Origin of the sequence: Corynebacterium sp. UMB4614 (assembly GCF_030217065.1) — a bacterium.
Taxonomy (GTDB): Bacteria; Actinomycetota; Actinomycetes; order Mycobacteriales; family Mycobacteriaceae; genus Corynebacterium.
Genome location: NZ_JASONC010000003.1, coordinates 1 through 18,533, shown reverse-complemented (window position 1 = coordinate 18,533; position 18,533 = coordinate 1). Strand labels below are relative to the sequence as shown.

The 18,533-nt window shown below is 60.2% G+C and carries 14 protein-coding genes; 9 read left to right on the top strand and 5 right to left on the bottom strand.

The annotated features are described in order from the left end of the window. Positions 1 to 34: 34 nt before the first annotated feature. From QP413_RS02145 to QP413_RS02125, 5 genes are all read left to right on the top strand, one after another. Positions 35 to 2,905 carry a type I restriction-modification system subunit M gene (locus QP413_RS02145; protein ID WP_284780364.1) on the top strand — a complete coding sequence of 957 codons (2,871 nt, stop codon included), beginning with the start codon at positions 35 to 37 and terminating at the stop codon, positions 2,903 to 2,905. After that, entirely contained in the window at positions 2,898 to 4,058 is a 1,161-nt protein-coding gene (locus tag QP413_RS02140; RefSeq protein WP_284780362.1) for a restriction endonuclease subunit S, read from the top strand. Before QP413_RS02145 ends, QP413_RS02140 begins: the two co-directional genes overlap by 8 nt. 12 nt (positions 4,059 to 4,070) lie before the next feature. Beyond that, the gene (locus QP413_RS02135; RefSeq protein WP_284780360.1) at positions 4,071 to 7,229 is read left to right on the top strand and encodes an HsdR family type I site-specific deoxyribonuclease; all 3,159 of its coding nucleotides are present in this window, start codon (positions 4,071 to 4,073) and stop codon (positions 7,227 to 7,229) included. 6 nt (positions 7,230 to 7,235) lie between these two features. Beyond that, positions 7,236 to 7,601: a recombinase family protein gene (locus QP413_RS02130; protein WP_284780358.1), complete on the top strand. Its 366-nt coding sequence runs from the start codon at positions 7,236 to 7,238 to the stop codon at positions 7,599 to 7,601. 266 nt (positions 7,602 to 7,867) lie between these two features. Continuing rightward, positions 7,868 to 8,134, top strand: coding sequence for a hypothetical protein (locus QP413_RS02125; protein ID WP_284780357.1), 267 nt, complete (start codon positions 7,868 to 7,870; stop codon positions 8,132 to 8,134). Here QP413_RS02125 and QP413_RS02120 read toward each other — a convergent pair. Further along, positions 8,131 to 8,433, bottom strand: coding sequence for a hypothetical protein (locus tag QP413_RS02120; protein ID WP_284780356.1), 303 nt, complete (start codon positions 8,431 to 8,433; stop codon positions 8,131 to 8,133). The genes QP413_RS02125 and QP413_RS02120 overlap by 4 nt on opposite strands. A 708-nt stretch (positions 8,434 to 9,141) precedes the next feature. Here QP413_RS02120 and QP413_RS02115 point away from each other — a divergent pair. Together QP413_RS02115 and QP413_RS02110 are read left to right on the top strand one after the other, a co-directional pair. Continuing rightward, on the top strand, positions 9,142 to 9,531 hold the full coding sequence (locus QP413_RS02115) for a hypothetical protein (RefSeq protein WP_284780354.1): 390 nt from the start codon (positions 9,142 to 9,144) through the stop codon (positions 9,529 to 9,531). A gap of 46 nt (positions 9,532 to 9,577) precedes the next feature. After that, on the top strand, positions 9,578 to 10,000 hold the full coding sequence (locus QP413_RS02110; RefSeq protein ID WP_284780352.1) for a pyridoxamine 5'-phosphate oxidase family protein: 423 nt from the start codon (positions 9,578 to 9,580) through the stop codon (positions 9,998 to 10,000). A gap of 133 nt (positions 10,001 to 10,133) precedes the next feature. On the opposite strand, the gene QP413_RS02105 is transcribed toward QP413_RS02110, so the two are convergent. From QP413_RS02105 to QP413_RS02095, 3 genes are all read right to left on the bottom strand, one after another. After that, the gene (locus tag QP413_RS02105) at positions 10,134 to 11,378 is read right to left on the bottom strand and encodes an AI-2E family transporter (protein WP_284780350.1); all 1,245 of its coding nucleotides are present in this window, start codon (positions 11,376 to 11,378) and stop codon (positions 10,134 to 10,136) included. 112 nt (positions 11,379 to 11,490) lie between these two features. Further along, positions 11,491 to 13,257: a metal ABC transporter solute-binding protein, Zn/Mn family gene (locus QP413_RS02100; RefSeq protein WP_284780349.1), complete on the bottom strand. Its 1,767-nt coding sequence runs from the start codon at positions 13,255 to 13,257 to the stop codon at positions 11,491 to 11,493. Then, a complete protein-coding gene (locus tag QP413_RS02095) occupies positions 13,254 to 14,063 on the bottom strand; it encodes a metal ABC transporter ATP-binding protein (RefSeq protein WP_284780347.1) in 810 nt (269 codons plus the stop codon). Before QP413_RS02095 ends, QP413_RS02100 begins: the two co-directional genes overlap by 4 nt. Positions 14,064 to 14,240: 177 nt before the next feature. On the opposite strand from QP413_RS02095, the gene QP413_RS02090 reads away from it, so the two are divergent. After that, positions 14,241 to 15,086, top strand: coding sequence for a S1 family peptidase (locus tag QP413_RS02090; protein WP_284780344.1), 846 nt, complete (start codon positions 14,241 to 14,243; stop codon positions 15,084 to 15,086). A 181-nt stretch (positions 15,087 to 15,267) separates the two neighbouring features. Here QP413_RS02090 and QP413_RS02085 read toward each other — a convergent pair whose 3' ends face one another. Beyond that, positions 15,268 to 15,597 carry a chorismate mutase gene (locus QP413_RS02085; protein ID WP_210398572.1) on the bottom strand — a complete coding sequence of 110 codons (330 nt, stop codon included), beginning with the start codon at positions 15,595 to 15,597 and terminating at the stop codon, positions 15,268 to 15,270. A gap of 80 nt (positions 15,598 to 15,677) precedes the next feature. Here QP413_RS02085 and QP413_RS02080 point away from each other — a divergent pair. Continuing rightward, the coding region (locus tag QP413_RS02080; protein ID WP_284780342.1) for an ATP-dependent helicase at positions 15,678 to 18,533 on the top strand (2,856 nt) is incomplete at its 3' end.

Sequence of the window (18,533 nt, the reverse complement as noted above, 5' to 3'; positions counted from 1 at the left end):
CGATTTAATACTGACAGGTAACAGACACTGCATCATGGATAAACGACAATTAGCATCGCGCATCTGGGAATCTGCGAACACCATGCGCTCCAAGATCGAGGCGCAGGAATACAAGGACTACATTCTCGGCTTCATCTTCTATAAGTTCCTCTCTGATCAGGTCGAGCAACTCATGTACGCCAACGACGTCGAACCTGACGAGCTTGCTGAGGTGCTCGTCGAAGACGACCCCGAAACAGTGGAGTTCGTACAGCACCGGCTGGGCTACTTCATCTCGTATAACAACCTTCACTCGACGTGGCGTGCTGCCGGTAGTGACTTCAACGTTGCTGATGTGCGTGATGCACTCGCTGCTTTTGAACGCCTCATCCTGCCGAGCCGCAGCCACGTGTTCAAAGACATCTTCCGCACTCTAGAAACAGGGCTGTCGAAGCTGGGTAGTAGTGCTGTCTCGCAGACCAAGGCGATTAAGGATCTGCTGGACCTTATCAACGACATCCCCACTGATGGTGCCCAAGGCTACGACGTGCTCGGGTTTATCTACGAGTACTTGATCTCGAAGTTTGCGGCTAACTCCGGCAAAAAGGCCGGCGAATTCTACACTCCGCACGAGGTCTCTGAGGTGATGAGCCGAATTGTTGCAGCGCACACCCAAGGCCGTGAGACCCTGACCATTTACGACCCGACCTCTGGTTCTGGCTCGCTGCTGCTGAATATCGGCCAGGCCGTTGCACGTCATATGGGTGATCCAGATGCAATCAAGTACTACGCCCAAGAACTCAAAGACAATACCTTCAACCTCACGCGTATGAACTTGGTTATGCGGGGTGTTAAGACGGACAACATTGTCGCTCGTAACGGAGACAGCCTGAAACACGACTGGCCGATGTTTGACGAGGCTGACCCGAAAAACACCTATGACCCGCTGTTTGTCGATGCTGTTGTATCGAACCCTCCTTATTCGCAGAAGTGGGAGCCAGAGGGCATGGACACCGATCCGCGCTTTACGCAGTATGGTCTGGCGCCACAGAATAAGGCTGATTACGCCTTCTTGCTGCACGAACTTTTCCACGTCAAGCCAGACGGCATTATGACCATTGTCCTGCCGCACGGTGTGCTCTTCCGTGGTGGGGCAGAAGAGACGATCCGTACGCGCCTTATCGAGGCCAATAACATCGACACCATCATTGGCCTGCCGAGTTCGATCTTCTACGGCACAGGTATTCCGACCATCATCATGGTGCTCAAGAAGCAGCGCAGTCACGATGACGTGCTGTTCATTGACGCATCCCAGGGCTTTATTAAAGACGGCAAGAACAACCTTCTGCGCGCGCGTGACATCGAGCGCATCGTTGATACTGTTTATGAGCGCCGAGACGTAGAGCACTTCGCACGTGTTGTGTCTCGCGATGAGATTCGCGACAACGACTACAACTTGAATATTCCGCGCTACGTTTCTGCAACACTGCCGCCGGAGTCCGTGGACTTCTTTGCCACCATCAATGGCGGTATTCCCGTTAGCGAGATCGACGCTCTCGCTGAGTACTGGGACGTGCTGCCGGGCCTCCGTGAGGCGTTATTCGATGAGAATAACAACGGTTACGCAACTATCCGCACTGACGATATTCGCAACACTGTCTTAGGGCACACTGCTGCCGGAGCACTGGCAGACACATTGAACGAGACACTCGATGGGTTTGCTGAGTCCTTGGGAACAGACCTCATTGACAACGCGATGTCTGTTCCAGTCAACACTGCAGAGGATGGGATCAAGGCTGATCTGTTTGCGCGTCTGGCCCCGGTGCCGCTGGTCAATGAGTATCAGGGCTACCAGCTGCTACATGAGAAGTGGCTTGTCATTGCCAATGATCTAACGATCCTGCAGACCGAGGGCTGGGATGCAATGCGTGTCATTGACCCTGTGATGGAGTGGAAGACGAAGAACAAGAAGAAGGAAGAAGTCCAAACTGGCTGGGAAGGCCGTGTAGCCCCGTTTGCCATTGTTCGCAGTCTGTATTTGCCCGAACTAGCCGAGAAGGTAGCTTCACTTTCTGACGAAGCGGAAGACATCAAAGCCCAGCTCAATGGCATTATCGAAGGCTTGAGTGAAGAAGACAAGCTTGATGTGGATGAAGCGCTCAATGTCAAGGGTGATGCTTTCACTAAGTCAGGTCTAGAGGTCGTTATAGCGACCTTGTCTAAGAGCATCCAATGGCCTGATGGAAGCATGGGAGCTGTGTTGCTTCGTGCCTTAGAGCTCATGAATCGTCAAACGGTCGTGAAGAAGAAGATTAAAGAGTCAAACTCGCAACCTGATGCTCTGAACGAACTTCGAGATGAAGCTAAGACCATTAAGAACGGGCTACGTTCACTGGTGGACGATCTCAGCGATGAGGACAAGCGTAAGCACGCAGGCCTGCTTAACGCGAAGGGAGATAGCTTCCTCAAGGGTGGTCTTGAAAAAACGGTCAATACTTTACCCATGGGGATGCAATGGCCTGAAGGGAGTATTGAGTCCGTAGTGCTGGAAGCATACGAACTCGTTAACCGTCAGTCAGTAGTTAAAGCGCAGTTGAAGGAAGCCTCTGAAGAATTGGAATCTGAAACTCGCGCGGTCCTTGAGAGCTTGACTCCAGAACAGATTGATAAAGTTCTTAACACTAAGTGGATCAAGGCTTTAGAGAGTGAACTAGAGCTTTTGCCCGAGTATGCGCTGGTCAAATTTGTAAGCAAGGTGCAGCGCTTGCAGGATAAGTACGCCACGCCACTGACTGAGCTAGATGCGAATATCGCTACCACTGAACGTAGCTTGCTTGCATCGCTGGACCAGCTCACTGGCTTGAATGCGGATATGCAGGCTGTCGCAGCCCTGAAGCAGATGCTGGGCGGTGGTCAGCGTGACTAAGTACAACACACCAGCGCTGCGGTTTGATGGGTTCGATGGTGAGTGGGGTGACACTACTCTGGAACAACTCTTTGAGTATGGGGGGTCTGGTGGGACGCCATCCAAATCACGTCCAGAATTCTATGGTGGGGATATTCCTTTTCTCGGGATTGCGGATATCAGAGATCGAGTGATCACGCACACGAACAAAACTATTACCGAGCTTGGGCTGAAAAATAGTGCTGCTTGGAAAATACCGGCAGGGGCGATCTCGCTCGCAATGTACGCCAGTGTAGGGCGAGTAGGAATTGCGGGAATGGAGCTCACGACTAGCCAGGCGTTCTACAACATGGTTTTTTCGAATGACGCGACTCGAAGTTTTGTGTACGCCCACCTTGCGAAAATGGAGTTGATGTCAGAGTGGGATGTGCATATTTCAACCGGAACCCAGCGGAATCTCAATGCTTTTAAGGTACGTACCCTCCCGATAAAAATTCCTTCCTCTTTTGAAGAACAACGCGCCATCGGTGTACTCTTCGCTGTTCTCGATGCCCTTATCGAGCAACACCGCGCCAAGCTCGCGAACCTACAGCAGACTAAGACTGCGCTCATGCAGCGCATGTTCCCGCGAGACGGCGCTGATGAGCCGGAGCTGCGGCTTGGTGTGTTCAGCGGGGTGTGGGAGTCTCGAACATTGAGCGAACTCACGGCTATCAATAATGGGCTGGACTATAAGCATCTCAACGAAGGTGATATCCCTGTTTATGGGACTGGCGGCTACATGTTGTCAGTAGACCGAGCCTTGTCCTACAAAACCGATGCAATTGGAATCGGACGCAAGGGAACAATCGATAAACCGTACATGCTTCGAGCGCCTTTTTGGACGGTTGACACGCTTTTCTACATAACAGCCCGCGAAGGAGCGAATCTTCAATTTCTCCTCGCACAGTTCCAGCGGATTGATTGGAAATCCAAGAACACGGCTACTGGCGTGCCGAGTCTCACCAGTGTAACTATCGGCCAGACCTCTGTCTCCATCCCTCCCACCCTCGAAGAACAGCGTGCTATCGGTGAGGTCTTCTCCAACCTTGATGCGCTTATCACAGCTGAGCACCGCTACATCACACAACTCACCCAAGCGAAGACTGCGCTGCTGCAGCGCATGTTCGTTTAAGGAGTGCCCACCATGACTACACCACTGACGTACACAGATGAGGCCCGCTTCGAAGACGACGTTGTCGCCATGCTGGGCCGCCACGGCTGGGATGAGGTGCTTGACCGCCCCACTGAGCGCCAGCTTATCGATAACTGGGCTGAGATCCTCTATAACAACAATCGTGACCAGGACCGGCTCGGCGATGTGCCGCTGACGTCGTCTGAGATGGACCAGATAATCGAGCAGATCACTGAGCTGCGCACGCCGTTGCGTCTGAATGAGTTCATTAACGGACGCAGCGTGGCCATTACCCGCGATGCACCCGAGGCACACAACCTCGGCAAAGAAGTCTCGCTCAAAATCTACGACCGCCGCGAGATCGCGGGTGGACAGTCCTGTTATCAGATCGCACGGCAGCCGAAGTTCTCCACTGCAGCTCACAAGCTCATGCCGGAGCGTAGGGGCGACCTCATGCTCTTGATCAACGGCATGCCGGTCATCCACCTGGAACTCAAGCGCTCTGGCGTGCCTGTCTCGCAGGCGACGAACCAAATCATCAAATACGCCCACGAGGGCGTCTTCACTGGCTTGTTTTCGCTGGTGCAGATCTTCGTTGGCATGACGCCGACAGAGACGCTCTACTTCGCCAATCCCGGTCCTGGGGGCAAGTTCAACCCGGATTTCTTCTTCAGCTGGGCTGACTTCAACAATGAGCCGATCAATGACTGGCCGACAGTTGTGACCTCTCTGCTGTCGATCCCGATGGCGCACCAGCTCATTGGCTTCTATACGGTGACAGACCGCGCAGCCGGCGTGCTCATGGTCATGCGTTCCTATCAGTACTTTGCTGCCCACCGCATCGCTGACCGAGTGGAAAGCCACGAGTGGGGTAGCGGTAACAGGGGTGGCTACATCTGGCACACCACCGGCTCTGGCAAGACCATCACCAGCTTCAAAACCGCGCAGCTGATCGCTGACTCCAAAAACGCCGACAAGGTTGTGTTCCTGCTTGACCGTGTGGAACTGGGCACGCAGTCGCTGGCAAACTACCGCAGCTATGGTGGCGACACCATCGACGTTGCAGACACCGCAAGCGCTGACGAGCTGCTTCGGCTGCTGACTAACGACACGTCTGTGCTGATCGTGACCTCGCTGCAGAAGTTCCACCACTTGCAGGCTGAAACGCTGCGTGAGCCGGTGCTAAAGAAGCTGCGTGACAAGCGCATCGTCTTCATCATCGACGAGGCACATCGCTCCACCTTCGGCGACATGCTGCTGAACATCAAGACCACGCTGCCGGACGCGCTGCTTTTTGGCTTTACAGGCACACCGATCCACGACGAGAATCAGAAAGTGCATTCCACTACTGCCACGATCTTCGGCGATGAGCTGCACCGCTATTCCATTGCCGATGGTATCCGTGACGGCAATGTGCTCGGCTTCGACCCTGAGATGGTCGAGACCTACCGCGCACATGACGTGCGCACGTCTGTCGCGCTCGAACAGGCCAAGGCTGTCGATGAGCAGGAGGCCTTCCGCGATCCGAAGAAGGAAAAGGTCTTTCTGAAGTACATGGACAAGGCACAGGTCCCGATGGCGGGCGTGCGCCACGAAGATGGCTCCTATGACAAGGGCATCGAGGACTTTGTTCCGATGTCGCAATACAATCAGCCAGAACACCGTGCTGCTGTCGCTTCTGACATCGCCGAGCACTGGGTGCATTTAAGCCGTAACAGTGCTTTTCATGCGATCTTGGCCACGCAGTCGATCCCTGAGGCTATTGAGTACTTCCGCATCTTCCGCGACAACTACCCGCAGTTGAGCGTCACTGCACTCTTCGATCCGAACATCGACAACACCGGGGAAGACCAGCTCAGAAAAGAAGACGGCCTTATCGAGGTGCTGGAGCACTACAACGCAAAGTTCGGTCAGCATTTCTCCATGCCGACGCATGATGCCTTTAAGCGCGATATTGCTGCGCGGCTGGCGCACAAGGCGCCATACAACACGCCGGCGTTTACACACGATAAGCAGATTGACCTGCTCATTGTCGTTAATCAGATGCTCACGGGTTTTGATTCGAAGTGGCTCAGTACGCTCTACCTCGACAAGGAGATCGAGTACGAGAACATCATCCAGGCGTTTTCGCGCACCAACCGTGTCTTTGGCCCCGAAAAGCCCTTCGGCTCAATTCGCTACTACCGCAAGCCGTACACGATGCAGCGCAACATCGACGATGCTGTCAAACTGTACTCCGGTGATAAACCCTTTGGGCTGTTCGTCGATCACCTTGACGAGCACCTCATGCAGATCAACCAGTGCTTTACGAGCATCAAGCGGCTTTTTGCTGGCATCGACGACTTTTCTCGGTTGCCAGACGATGAAGCTGATCGCCTTGAGTTCGCACAGGTGCTTCCCGAACTGTACGAGCATCTCCAAGCAGCCCAGGTCCAGGGCTTTACCTGGGAGCAGGGAACCTACCAGTTTGCCGACACCGAGCTTGCAGTGGAACTAACCGAGCCGGTGTACATTGCGCTGCTGTCGCGCTACAAGGAACTTGATCGGTCAGACGGCGAACAAGAGCCAGCGCCAGGCGGAGGAGACGGTGATGACCGCCCGCCGTACGACATCAACGTCCACATCACCCACATCGACACTGCACGTATCGACGCGGACTACCTCAACGCGAAGTACACGAAGTACTTACGCGCTATTGAGGCCGGCCTGCCGCAGGCTGAACTTGATGAGCTGCTCTCAGCCCTGCACGCTGGCTTTGCACGCTTAAGCGCCGACGACCAGGTCTTTGCTAACCGCTGGCTCCATGACATCCAGTCCGGCGATGCTGTTCTTGAGCCTGGTAAGGCCGTGCAGGACTACATCAACGAGTACAAACTCTCACAGCAAGACCGCGAGATCGCTCAGATTGTGCGCGCTATCGGCGTTGATCCTGACCTTCTGCGGTCAATCCTCGCCGCACACGTGGATGAAGCCCACCTCAACGAATACGGCCGTTTCGATGACGTCATTAGTTCTGTTGATCTCGACGCTGCAACGCAGTACGTCTATCAATCGGCGGGAAGGAAACCATCGCGCTTTAAAGTCCACACGGCCATCTACAAGCTGTTACACGAGTACGTGCTGCATCACAGCCTTCCAGCAGACCTCCAAGAAGCAGCAGAGGAGGCATAACCATGCTTGTTGGTATTGCGCGTGTGTGTCCACGTCGAAGCAGGGCAAAGTCTCGGCACCTTGCGTGAGGCGCTCATCGACGCCGGCTACGATCCGAACCACGCTTACGCGGGAACAATTTCCGGGACTAAGTGGCAACGGCCGGGCCTCGACGACGCACTGGCGTGCATGAGGCCTGATGGCGCTCTCGTTGTGACCAGACTCCACCGCCTCGGTCGTGGCCTGGCTGAGACTGTGAATACGATCGCTGATCTGGCTAGGCGAGATATCAACGTCAAGGTGCTTGAGCCTGAGCTAGACACATCGCGTCCTGGCGACAAGGTGGTGTTCAACGCCATGGCAAGCCTTGCTGACTGGGAAGAGACCTTCTGATCCAGCGCACCCGTGAGGGTGTGGAACATGCCCGAGCACAGGGCAGGGGCGCCGGGCCAAAGCCGAAGCTCAGTAACGAACAGGCGCAAGCCGCCAAGGAGCTAATCGACGGCGGTAAGTCCGTCAGCGTCGTAGCTCGTACGTTCAACGTGTCCGGGCCAATGATTTACAGGGCCATCGAGCGTATGGACACTCAAACCCAGCACTAACCTGCGCCACTTGCATTAGGCTGGGGTGAATAGATGTATCGAAAGGAATAATAGTCCATGGGGAGCCCAGTTTACGGCAAGGGATTCTTCGACGGCCGTACCACCGGCAGGCAAGAAGGAGCTGTGATTGCGGTGGTGGCGACAGCGGCCTTCTTGGAGGGCGGTCGTTATCTGAACCGGAAGTTCAAGGATTGGAAGCAACAGCGGGCCAAAGATGCCGAAAAACCGGGCACCGTGCCTTCAGAGGAGACTGAATCGGTCAAAGAGGAAATGATCGAAGAACCCCAGGAAGATTCCGTGTCCCCGGGCTCCGACTCAACCTAAAGTGGATCGCCGCAGCTTGCGCAGTACTCTTCGCCGTCTTCGTAGATCATTCCGCAGCAGTAGCTGGGGTAGCCGCTGTCCAGGTCATTTTCGACGTAGCAGTCGTGACAGACGACGTTAACTGGGTCTGGGCGGCCGTCGATCTGAAAGCCATCGATGTCATAAAGGTCACTTCGGTCACCGACTGCCCCACAAACTCCGCAGATTTCGGTCTCTTCCTCGTAGGCTGCGTCAGTGGCTGAATCGTCGCGGACTTCCTCATCCTCGGATCCGAAGAGCCGACCGAAGATTCCCATCATGCTCCTTAACTTGAAAGGATTATAAACTGAGCCTAGCACGGTTGGTTATAATCCATTGAGCGCTTCTGGAGGCAATTGTTCGAAGAATCTGAACAGTGTGTCCGACCTGCTGGATGGCAAGCCGTCCAAGGGAAAGTCGAAGAAGAAGCCCACAGCCGGGAGGCGGCACGAATGACAGCATCATTATGGGGACGAGCTGTCAGCCTTTCGGAAATAGAAGCTAATTAGTGATAGGTATCGCCGTTGCTGGTTTATGGAGTCACTGTATCCGAGGATGAAGAAGCATCTGGTTTGTCGGCGCCTGACCCCCTTCTACATTTCATTTCTAGTGGGATCTGGTGATGTGCCAGCGTGCCTGTTAGAAGAGCAGGCTCAGCGACGTCGGCGATATACCTTGCGAAGTAAATTGCGCTCCTTCACCGGCGACACACAGGCCCCAGTTGCGCCAGCCCGCTGGATCATGATCGCCACTTTGGCGTGAAGCCCCATGGGTACTTGTTTCTCATATCTTCTGATATCCGCCCCCTGGTTCAACATTTCCTAAACTGAAATCCCGAGGATGTCGGGGCCGAATACTGTAGACGGGTAAAAGCGGCAGCTTCCGAGCCGGAGCTGTCGGTGTTTTACTTCTGCGGCAGGAACAGCGGGTGCTGGTGAAGGGGGGCTTCGTCATACCTGCGGTGGCAATTATGTGGAAGCATGGGGGCCATGAGCGCTAATAAAGACACTTCCACGAAGCAGCCCTACAATTCCGCTGGCGAAGGTTGGACGTACCTCACCCAGCTGGACGCAGAACACAGCCAGGCAGAGGGGGAGGGCCGTGCCGTCCCTGAGGTTCGCATCCAGGAAAAGCTTGGGCACGCGTCCGTCGTCCGTATCAGCTTCCGAAAGGGCGACGTCATGGCGGATCACCATGCACCAGCGCCGATCATGGTGCTTGGTCAGACCGGTGAAGTTGAGTTCGACGTGGGTGGGGAGACACTTCTCATCAAACCGGGCACCGCAATCTCGGTGGCGGCGAACGTCTCCCACGAACTGCGCGCGGTCGACGGACCAGCCACGGTGACCTTGATGCTGATCACCGGACCTGAGGCTTAAAAACTCCGCCACGACACGAAAAGCAAAACAGTGCCAGAATGGAAGTATGGCTGATTTTGAGAACCCCATTGAGGTCCTGAAGGAAGACGAGGCCCTGGAGCTGATGGGCGACCAGCAGCTCGGCCGCCTGGTCGTTCGCATCAAGGATGACTTCGACATCTACCCGCTGAACTATGTGGTGAACGAGGACAAGATCTACTTCCGCACCGCGGAGGGCTCCAAGCTCTTCACCGTGTCCATCAACGATCGGGTGCTTTTCGAAGCCGATGATCACACCGAGGACAAGGCATGGTCCGTCATCGTGAAGGGACGCGCTCGCATCCTGGAGAGGACCGACGAGATCCAGGAGGCCGACGAGCTGCCGCTGAAGCCGTGGCTGCCGACCCTGAAGTACAACTACGTGGAGATCACCCCTGAGGAGATCTCCGGCCGGCGCTTCCAGCTCGGTGAGGAGCCGGAGCGCTACTAGATCCAGCAAAAGTCCCCCATCCGGTGAGTGCCAGCACTTACCGGAGTGGGGGATTTTCTGTGCCCAGCTGGGCATTAGGGAAGCCTGCTAGTTGGAGGTGGAGGAGCGCGCCGGTGGTGAAGGGGAGAGGGCGCTAGTCGCGGGGCTCGGTGCTGTGAGCCGGAGCTGTGACCTCGGCGTCCGACTCTGCATCGGCAGCCGCCGACTCCCCAGAAGCCTCCTCCTTGGGGTCGGTCAGCCCCCTCGTGGTCCCCGGCTTCCGAAGCTCATAGGCCTCGCCGAGCGCGGGGAACATGTCATTGCCACGCAGATAGCGCACCACCGAGTTCACCAGTGCCGCCACCGGCACCGCGAAGACCGCGCCCGCCAGGCCGAAGAGGTACGTGCCCGCGGCCACCACCACGATCACCGCCAGCGGGTGCAGCGCCACCGCGTGCCCCATCAGGAAGGGCTGCAGCACGTGCGTCTCGATCTGGTGCACCGCCGTCACGATGATCACCATGACGATCGCGGTGAACACGCCCTGGTCCACCAGGCCGATCAGCGCCGGCACCGCACCGGAGATCAGCGCGCCCACGATCGGGACGAAGGAAGCGATGAAGACCAGCACCGAAATCGGAATCGCGAACGGCACCTTCATCACCCAGCAGCCAATGCCGACTGACACCGCGTTCAACGCGGCGACCAGCACCTGGACGTGGGCGAACGTCCCCAGCGAGACCCACCCGCGGCGGAAAGCCTCATCCATCGGCACCTGGGAGGCCCGGGGCGCCAGGGACACCAGCCACAGCCAGATGCGCCGGCCCTCGTAGAGGAAGAAGAACAGGGTGATCAGGAAGATCAGCAGCGCGGCCCCCGAGTTCACCGCCGTCGTGCCCGTGCGCACCGCGCCGTCCGCGATGGTCTTGGAGTTCTCGGATAGCGCGCCCTGCACGTGGTGGACCATGTCGGAGAGCTTCGCCTGGGTGAGCTTGAAGGGGCCGTTCTCCAGCCAATCAACGATCTGATTCACGCCCTCCCGGGCGGAATCCCGCATCGCGGGCACCCCAGAGATCAGCTGGGTGGTAAACAGCGTCACGCCGGCCGAGATGAGTCCGATCAGTCCCAGAACCGTCAGCAAAGACGCCAGGGAGCGGGGGAGGCGCAGCTTGACGTCGAGAAAATTAACGATCGGGGTGAGCATCGCGGAAAACAGCACCGCGATGGCCAGCGGCGCCACAACCACCGCGAGCTTCTCCACCAACCGGGCGCCGACGATCGCCCCGCCCGCGATCAGCAGCAGGCATGCGCTCCACCAGGCGGCGAGCACCAGCCCGTACGGCAGGTGAGCGCGAGAGGGCAGAATCCGCTGCCTCTGCTCGGAGATAGTTTCAGCCATGCATCAAATAATAAGCCCGCGGGCGGCCCGCCACCCACCCTGCTGCAAGAAAAGCAGGGGGGGAATGCGACCGGGGAAGCCCAACGCATGTGGGGCCTCGAGCATTCGCGTTTTAGCGCTTCAGCCCCGCGATCATGGTCTTCAAGTTGCTGCGCAGGAAATCCTCGTAGGTCCCGGCGACCGTGCCCGGCTTGCCGAGCTCATCGGAGTGCAGTGGCTCGTCGAAGATCGGAATCCCGGCCTCCTTCGAGACGGTCTTCATGGGGCGCGTATCCACGTTCGACTCCACGAACAGGTGCTTCGGGCGCTTGTCCTTCAGCTGGCGCACGAGGTGTCCGATCTGCGCGGGGGAGCCGTTTTCATCCGTGTCGATCTGCCAGATATACAGCTGCTCCATGTCGTAGGTATCGACCATGTACTGGAAGGCGTGTTCGCTGGCCACGAGCACACGATCTTCCTTCGGCAGCGCACCGATCTGCTCGCGGTAGTCGGCGTCGATGCTCTCCAGCATGGCCTTGTACTCCGCGCCCTTCTCCTCGATGTGCTCGGCGCGCTCGGGCAGGGCCTCGGCCAGCGCCGCGGTCACGTTTTCGGCCATCGCGATGCCGACGGTCGGGTCAAGGAAGGCGTGCGGGTTGATCTCCTGATTGCCCTTTTCGTCCTTGAGGTACTTCGGTTCCACGCCCTTGGTGGTCTCGACCATCTGGGAATCGTCCAGGCCCGCGGTGTTTTTCAGTTTCGCGAGCCAGCCGTGCTCGCCGCCCTCGAGGTTCAGCCCGTTGTAGAACAGCAGGTCGGCGTCGCTCGTCGCATCCAGGTCCGCGGGCAGGGGGTCGTAGTCGTGCGGGTCCGTGCCGGTCGGCACGAGGTTATGGACGTTCACCGCCTCGCCGCCGATCTCCTCCACCAGGTCCGTCAGCAGTGTGAAGGTGGTGACGACGTTCAGCTGCTCACCGTCTGCCTTCTCCTCCGTCGAGAAGGTCACGGCCCCGAACACGAGGGCACCGCCCACCAGGAGGGCCAACAGCGCGGCCAGTGGCTTATTGCCCAGCGAGCGAGCAATCAGTCCCTTGCCTGGCGCGAAGAGGAAAGCCAGCAGGAACAGCGCGCTGGCGGTCAGCACGATCGTGACACCGGAGGACACGTTGTAGCTATAGCTCAGGAACAGCCCCACTACGGAGCTGAGCGCCGAGATCGCCACTGAGAGCCCGATCATCACTCCCAGCCGGTTCGTCAGCAGGTACGCCGCCGACGCCGGAGTGATCAGCAGGGAGACCACCAGGATCACGCCCACCGTCTGCAGGGAAATGACCGTCACCAGCGTGAGCACCACCATCAGCCCGTAGTGGATTGCCCGCACGGGCACGCCAGCCGACTGCGCCATGATGGGGTCGAAGGTGCTGAGCTTGAGCTCCTTGTAAAAGACCAGCGTGAGAATCAGCACGGCAGCGGCAATACCGATCGAGAGGTTGCGGTCGGCGTCCTGAACGGTCAGGACGTTGCCGAAGAGGATCTCCGTCAGATCCGTCGCCGTCTGTGCTTTCGCCATGAGCAGCACGCCGATCGCGAAGAAGGTGGAAAAGACGATGCCGATCGCCGAATCATTCTTCACCGTGGAGCGTTCGCTGATCAGCCCGATCGCCAGTGTGGCGAGTAGGCCCGCGACCACCGCCCCGAGGAAGAGGTTCGTGCCCAGTAGGTAGGAGGCCGCGACCCCCGGTAATACGGCGTGCGAGATGGCGTCGCCGATCAGGGCCATGCCGCGTAGCACGATGAAGCTGCCGACGATGCCGCAGGCCACGCCCACGATCACCGAGGTGATCAGCGCTTTTTGCAGGTAGCCGTGGCTGAGTAGTGAGTCGAGGAACTCCGCGATCATGCCTTCTCCTCCTGGAGTGCTGCCTGCCGTGGCGTGGGGTTTTCTGCCGCCGCCGGCTCGCGGATGACGAGCGCGCCGAAGGCTTTCTGCAGCACGTCGGGGACGAAGACCTCCTCGGTGGGGCCCGCCGCGACGAGCTCGCCGTTGAGGACGATGAGGTCGTCGTAGTAGTCGCGGACGGTGTTCATGTCGTGGTGCACGACGACGACATGCTTGCCGTCATCCGCCATCTGCCGCAGCAGGGTCACGATCGTCTTCTCGCTGGGGACGTCGATGCCCACGAAGGGCTCGTCCAGGAAGATGTATTCCGCGTCCTGGACAATGGCGCGGGCAAAGAGGACGCGCTGGAACTGTCCGCCCGAGAGTTCGCTGATGTGGCGGTGGCGGAAGTCCCACATGTCGACGTCCTTGAGAGCCTGGGTGGCTGCGTCGCGTTCGGTCTTGCCGGGGCGGTGGAAGAGCCCCAGGCGCGGGTAAGTGCCCATCAGGACGGTGTCGAAGACGCTGGTGGGGAAGTTGCGGTCGAGGTTCGAGCGCTGCTCGATATAAGCGATTTTTTGGCGCTGCTCGGCGGGGGCCTTGCCGTCGAGGGTGACGGGGTAGTCGGCAGGGGTGCCGGTGGTGCTTGTGCCGTGGACGTGACGCTTGTCCAGGATCTGAAGCATCGCCTTCATGAGGGTGGACTTGCCCGAGCCATTGGGGCCGATGATGCCGTGCATGCCGGGGGAGTCGAGGGTGAAGCTGATGTTCCGAATCGCGGTAGTCGCGCCGTAGCTCACGCTCAACTTTTGGACGTTAATACTCATGGCAGCCAAGAATAGTGTTCAGTTCAATGAATCACCAAGTTCAATGTATTGAACTTTGGGGTGGGGTGGTGTTGGGGGTAGTGCCAGGACCGCCATGCGCGTTGGCGTAGGCGGTGTCTGGTGCGGGCGCTATGGTTAGAGGGAATCGAGCCCCACCTGTCACATAAGGAACACGCCATGCAGCGCACCACCCGGACCCATGCCCGCCACCACCGCACCCTGCGCGGGCGCATCCTGCGAGGTGCTGCGGGCCTGCTCGCCAGCCTCGGCATGGCTGCTGGGCTGGGCGTCGGCGCGGCCGGGCAGGTGGCGGCCAACCCGATGGGCTCCCTCGACGCAGCGCTCACGGCCACCGGTCAGCCGGGCCCGCACCGCGTGCCGGGGCACTACTTCACCTCGCCCACCGCGCCGGCTGAGCAGCAGCGCATCAAGCCTCGCGCTCTGCTGGGTCCATCCACCCCGATCATGGTGGGCGACAGCATCTGCACCCTCTCGGTGGCGGGTATTGATGCCGCGGGCAACAAGGTGGGAATCACCGCCGCTCACTGTGGCGTGCCGGGCAGCCCGGTGCGTTCCCTCGACGCCCCCGAGGCCGGTGTGATCGGCAAGGTCGTGAAGTTCGGCAACCTGGACTATTCCGTCATCCGCCTGCGCCCCGATGTTCAGCTGACCCGGAACTACGGCCGCGTCGCGCTGAACCGAATCGGTGGCCCGGTGCCTGGCGTGCCAAACGCGGCCTGCAAGACTGGTGTGGCCACCGGTACCAAGTGCGGTCCGGTGCTGGGGCAACTCGGCCAGACCTTCGTGAGCCACATCTGCGCATCCCTCGGGGACTCCGGTGCACCCGTCTACGCGGGCGGCCGCCTGGTCGGCATCCTCAACGGCGGCTTCCAGCCGCTGCCGAGCTGCACCACCCCGCTGCAGGGCCCGCTGCACTCCCCGGCGGTGTCCACCACCTGGGATGCCATCGCGGCGGACATGAACGCGCTCGGCGGTTCCGGCGCGGGCTTCCGCCTGCCCTAACGGATAGCGTGAGCGGAAAACGCTAGTGCGCAGCACTGGCGTGCCGGCGCACAGCAACGCCCCTGACGCCCAAGCGCGAGCGCAGAACCCTCGGTCATAAAGCTGCCCCCGACGACACATCGTCGGGGGCAGCTGCGCGTTGGGGTAGGGTGCGCAGGGGCCTCAGGGAGTGAAGGCGGGGCTAGCCCAGCCGACCACGGCCAAGCTGCAGCAGCGCCTTGGCGATCTCCACGCCCTCGGAGCCGAACTCCTCGCGGAACTGGTTAATAATCGCAACCTCACGGGTGTAGACCAGGCGGGTACCGCCGGAGCCCAGGCGGGTCTTGCCGATGGCCTTCGAGACGGCGGAGCGGCGGTGGATCGCATCAATGATCGTCCGGTCCATCCGGTTGATCTCCTGGCGATACTTCTGAATCTCCTCATCGGAGAGCGGATCATCGGTACCGGAGGGCATGCGCACCTCGAAGTCCTTAGCCGGAGCCTCCGGCCCATCCCCGATGCCGGGGTTCATCGCTGCGCCATCTTCGCTAGTCATAGCTTTGATTGTACGTCGCGCAGCCGTGTCTGGGGCATCTACTAGCCTGGTAGACGATGAACACTCCTGATGAGCAAGACAGCCTCTTTCCCATGACCCCTGGTGCCGCACGTCCGGCGGGCCAGGCGGCCAGCCACGCCGGCGAGCAGCCAGCCACCGGTGCGAGCGGACCGGAGGCAGAACAGGCCGAGGAACTGCCGCTGCCAGAGCCGGAGTTCGACCCTGAGTTCGACCCTGGGTTTGATGCGGCCCCGCCCCCGGAGGACGCCCCACCCGCGGGCTACGAGGAGCTGGTCGCGCTCATGAACGAGGCCACGGCCCAGCCGGGTGCGCAGGGCGAGCACGCCCCCGCGCAGCCGACGGAGAGTCAGTCGCAGGGGCAGCGCCAGCCACGTCAGGGAGCGCAGCACGCCGGGGACGTCGACGACTTCCTGGGAACTGCAAGCAGCGGGAACCGACGTCCTGACACAACCGCGGTGAACCCCTTCGACCGACGCCACGCGCCGGACAACCGCGAGCAACTGCTGGCCGGGCTCAACCCGCAGCAGAAGGAAGCCGTGCAGCACACCGGCAGCCCGCTGCTCATCGTCGCGGGCGCGGGATCAGGGAAGACCAGCGTGCTGACCCGCCGCATCGCCTGGCTGCTGTCCACCGGTGTTGCGCCCTGGCAGATCCTCGCGATCACCTTCACCAATAAGGCCGCGGCGGAGATGCGCGAGCGTGTCGCCGACCTCGTTGGCCCCGCCGCCGAGCGGATGTGGGTCTCCACCTTCCACTCCATGTGCGTGCGCATCCTGCGCAGCAACGCTCACCTCGTGGCGGGGCTGAATACCAACTTCACGATCTACGACTCGGATGACTCCAAGCGCCTGATCACCATGGTCATCAAGGACCACAACCTGGACGTCAAAGAATTCGCGCCCCGCGGTGTGCTGTCCACGATCAGCAACTGGAAGAACGAGCTCGTCGGGCCTAGTACTGCGAAGGCTGAGGCGGACGCGGACAGCAACTTCCACAAGCAGACCGTCGCCTCCCTGTACGCGGATTACCAAAAGCGCCTCCGGGCGGCGAACGCCGTGGACTTCGACGACCTGATCGGCGAGGTCGTCGGCATCCTGCGCAACAACCCGCAGGTCGCGGAGCATTACCGCCGCCGCTTCCGCCACGTCCTCGTCGATGAGTACCAGGACACCAACCACGCGCAATACGTGCTGGTCTCCACCCTGGTCGGCGAAGAGGGCAGCGGGGGCGGTGAGCTCGCCGTGGTGGGTGATGCGGACCAGTCCATCTACGCCTTCCGCGGCGCGACGATCCGCAATATCGAGGAATTCGAGCGCGACTACCCGAACGCCCACACCATCCTTCTGGAGCAGAACTACCGCTCTACGCAGACCATCCTCTCCGCGGCGAACGCCGTGATCGACCGCAACACCGAGCGGCGACCCAAGAAGCTGTGGACCGACCTCGGCCAGGGCGAGAAGATCGCCGGTTACGTGGCGGATAACGAGCACGACGAGGCCCGCTTCATCGCAGGCGAGATCGACCGGCTCGTCGACGAGGGCGTGGCCTACGGGGATATCTCCATCATGTACCGCACCAACAACGCCTCCCGCGCGCTGGAGGACGTGCTCATGCGCTCCGGGCTGCCGTACAAGGTCGTGGGTGGCACCCGCTTCTACGAGCGCAAGGAGATCCGCGACATCGTGTCCTACCTCAAGGTGCTCGATAACCCGGAGGACACGGTCGCGCTGCGCCGCATCATCAACACCCCGCGGCGAGGCATCGGCGATCGGGCGCTTGCGCAGGTCACCGTCCACGCTGAAGCGCAGGGGGTGAGCTTCGCGCAGGGGCTGCGGGATGCCGCTGAGGACAAGGTCGCCCGGCTCGGTGGGCGCGGTCGCAACGCCATCGCGGGTTTCCTCAGCATGATGGAGAACTTGCGGAAAACGGTCGAGGATGCGGAATTGCGCGCCTCCGACGGCAGCCCGCTGGGCCTGCCGGACCTGGGCGCGATCATCGCCGCCATCGTGGAGCAGAGCGGCTACCGGGCCGAGCTGGAGAAGTCCAATGACCCGCAGGACCAGACCCGGTTGGATAACGTCAACGAGCTGATCAGCGTGGGCCACGAGTTCAGCCAGGAGGCTGCCCACCAGAAGGCCTACGAGGAGATGCCCGCAGGCAAGGCGGTGCAGCCCGAGGTGCAGCTCAAGCAGGACGTCGCCGACGCGATGCTCGACGAGGGCGAAGCCCCGCTGGGCAGCGTGCAGGCCTTCCTGGAGCGGGTCAGCCTGGTCGCCGACGCCGACCAGATCCCGGAAGAAGGCGCTGGCCAGATCACGCTGATGACCCTGCACACCGCCAAGGGGCTGGAGTTCCCGGTGGTTTTCCTCACCGGCTGGGAGGACGGCCAGTTCCCGCACATGCGTGCGCTCAGTGACCCGACGGAGCTCGCCGAGGAACGCCGCCTGGCGTACGTGGGAATTACCCGTGCGAAGGAAAAGCTTTACATCTGCCGCGCGATCACCCGCTCCGGCTGGGGCGCGCCCGTGAATAACCCGCCCTCGCGCTTCCTCTCCGAGGTGCCCGAGGAACTGGTGGAGTGGCTCCGCGAGGAACCGGACTGGGCGGGATCCTGGGGCAGTGGTGGCTATGCCGATGGCTCCAGCTTCGGCGGTGGCTCTGGTTACTCGGGAGGCTGGGGCCGCTCCGGGGGCTGGGGCTCGGGTAGTTCTGGCGGCTACGGCAGCCGGAGTGGCGGTTTCGACGGCGGGCGTACCTTCGGTGCGGGCCGTGCAGGTTCCGGATTTAGCTCTGCAGGAAGTGGCTCTGGTGGCGCGTCCGGCGGCAACTCCACCGGCTTCCGGCCGGGCAAGCCTGCGGGCAAGGGTGCGGCCGCGAAGGGCAAGAAGAAG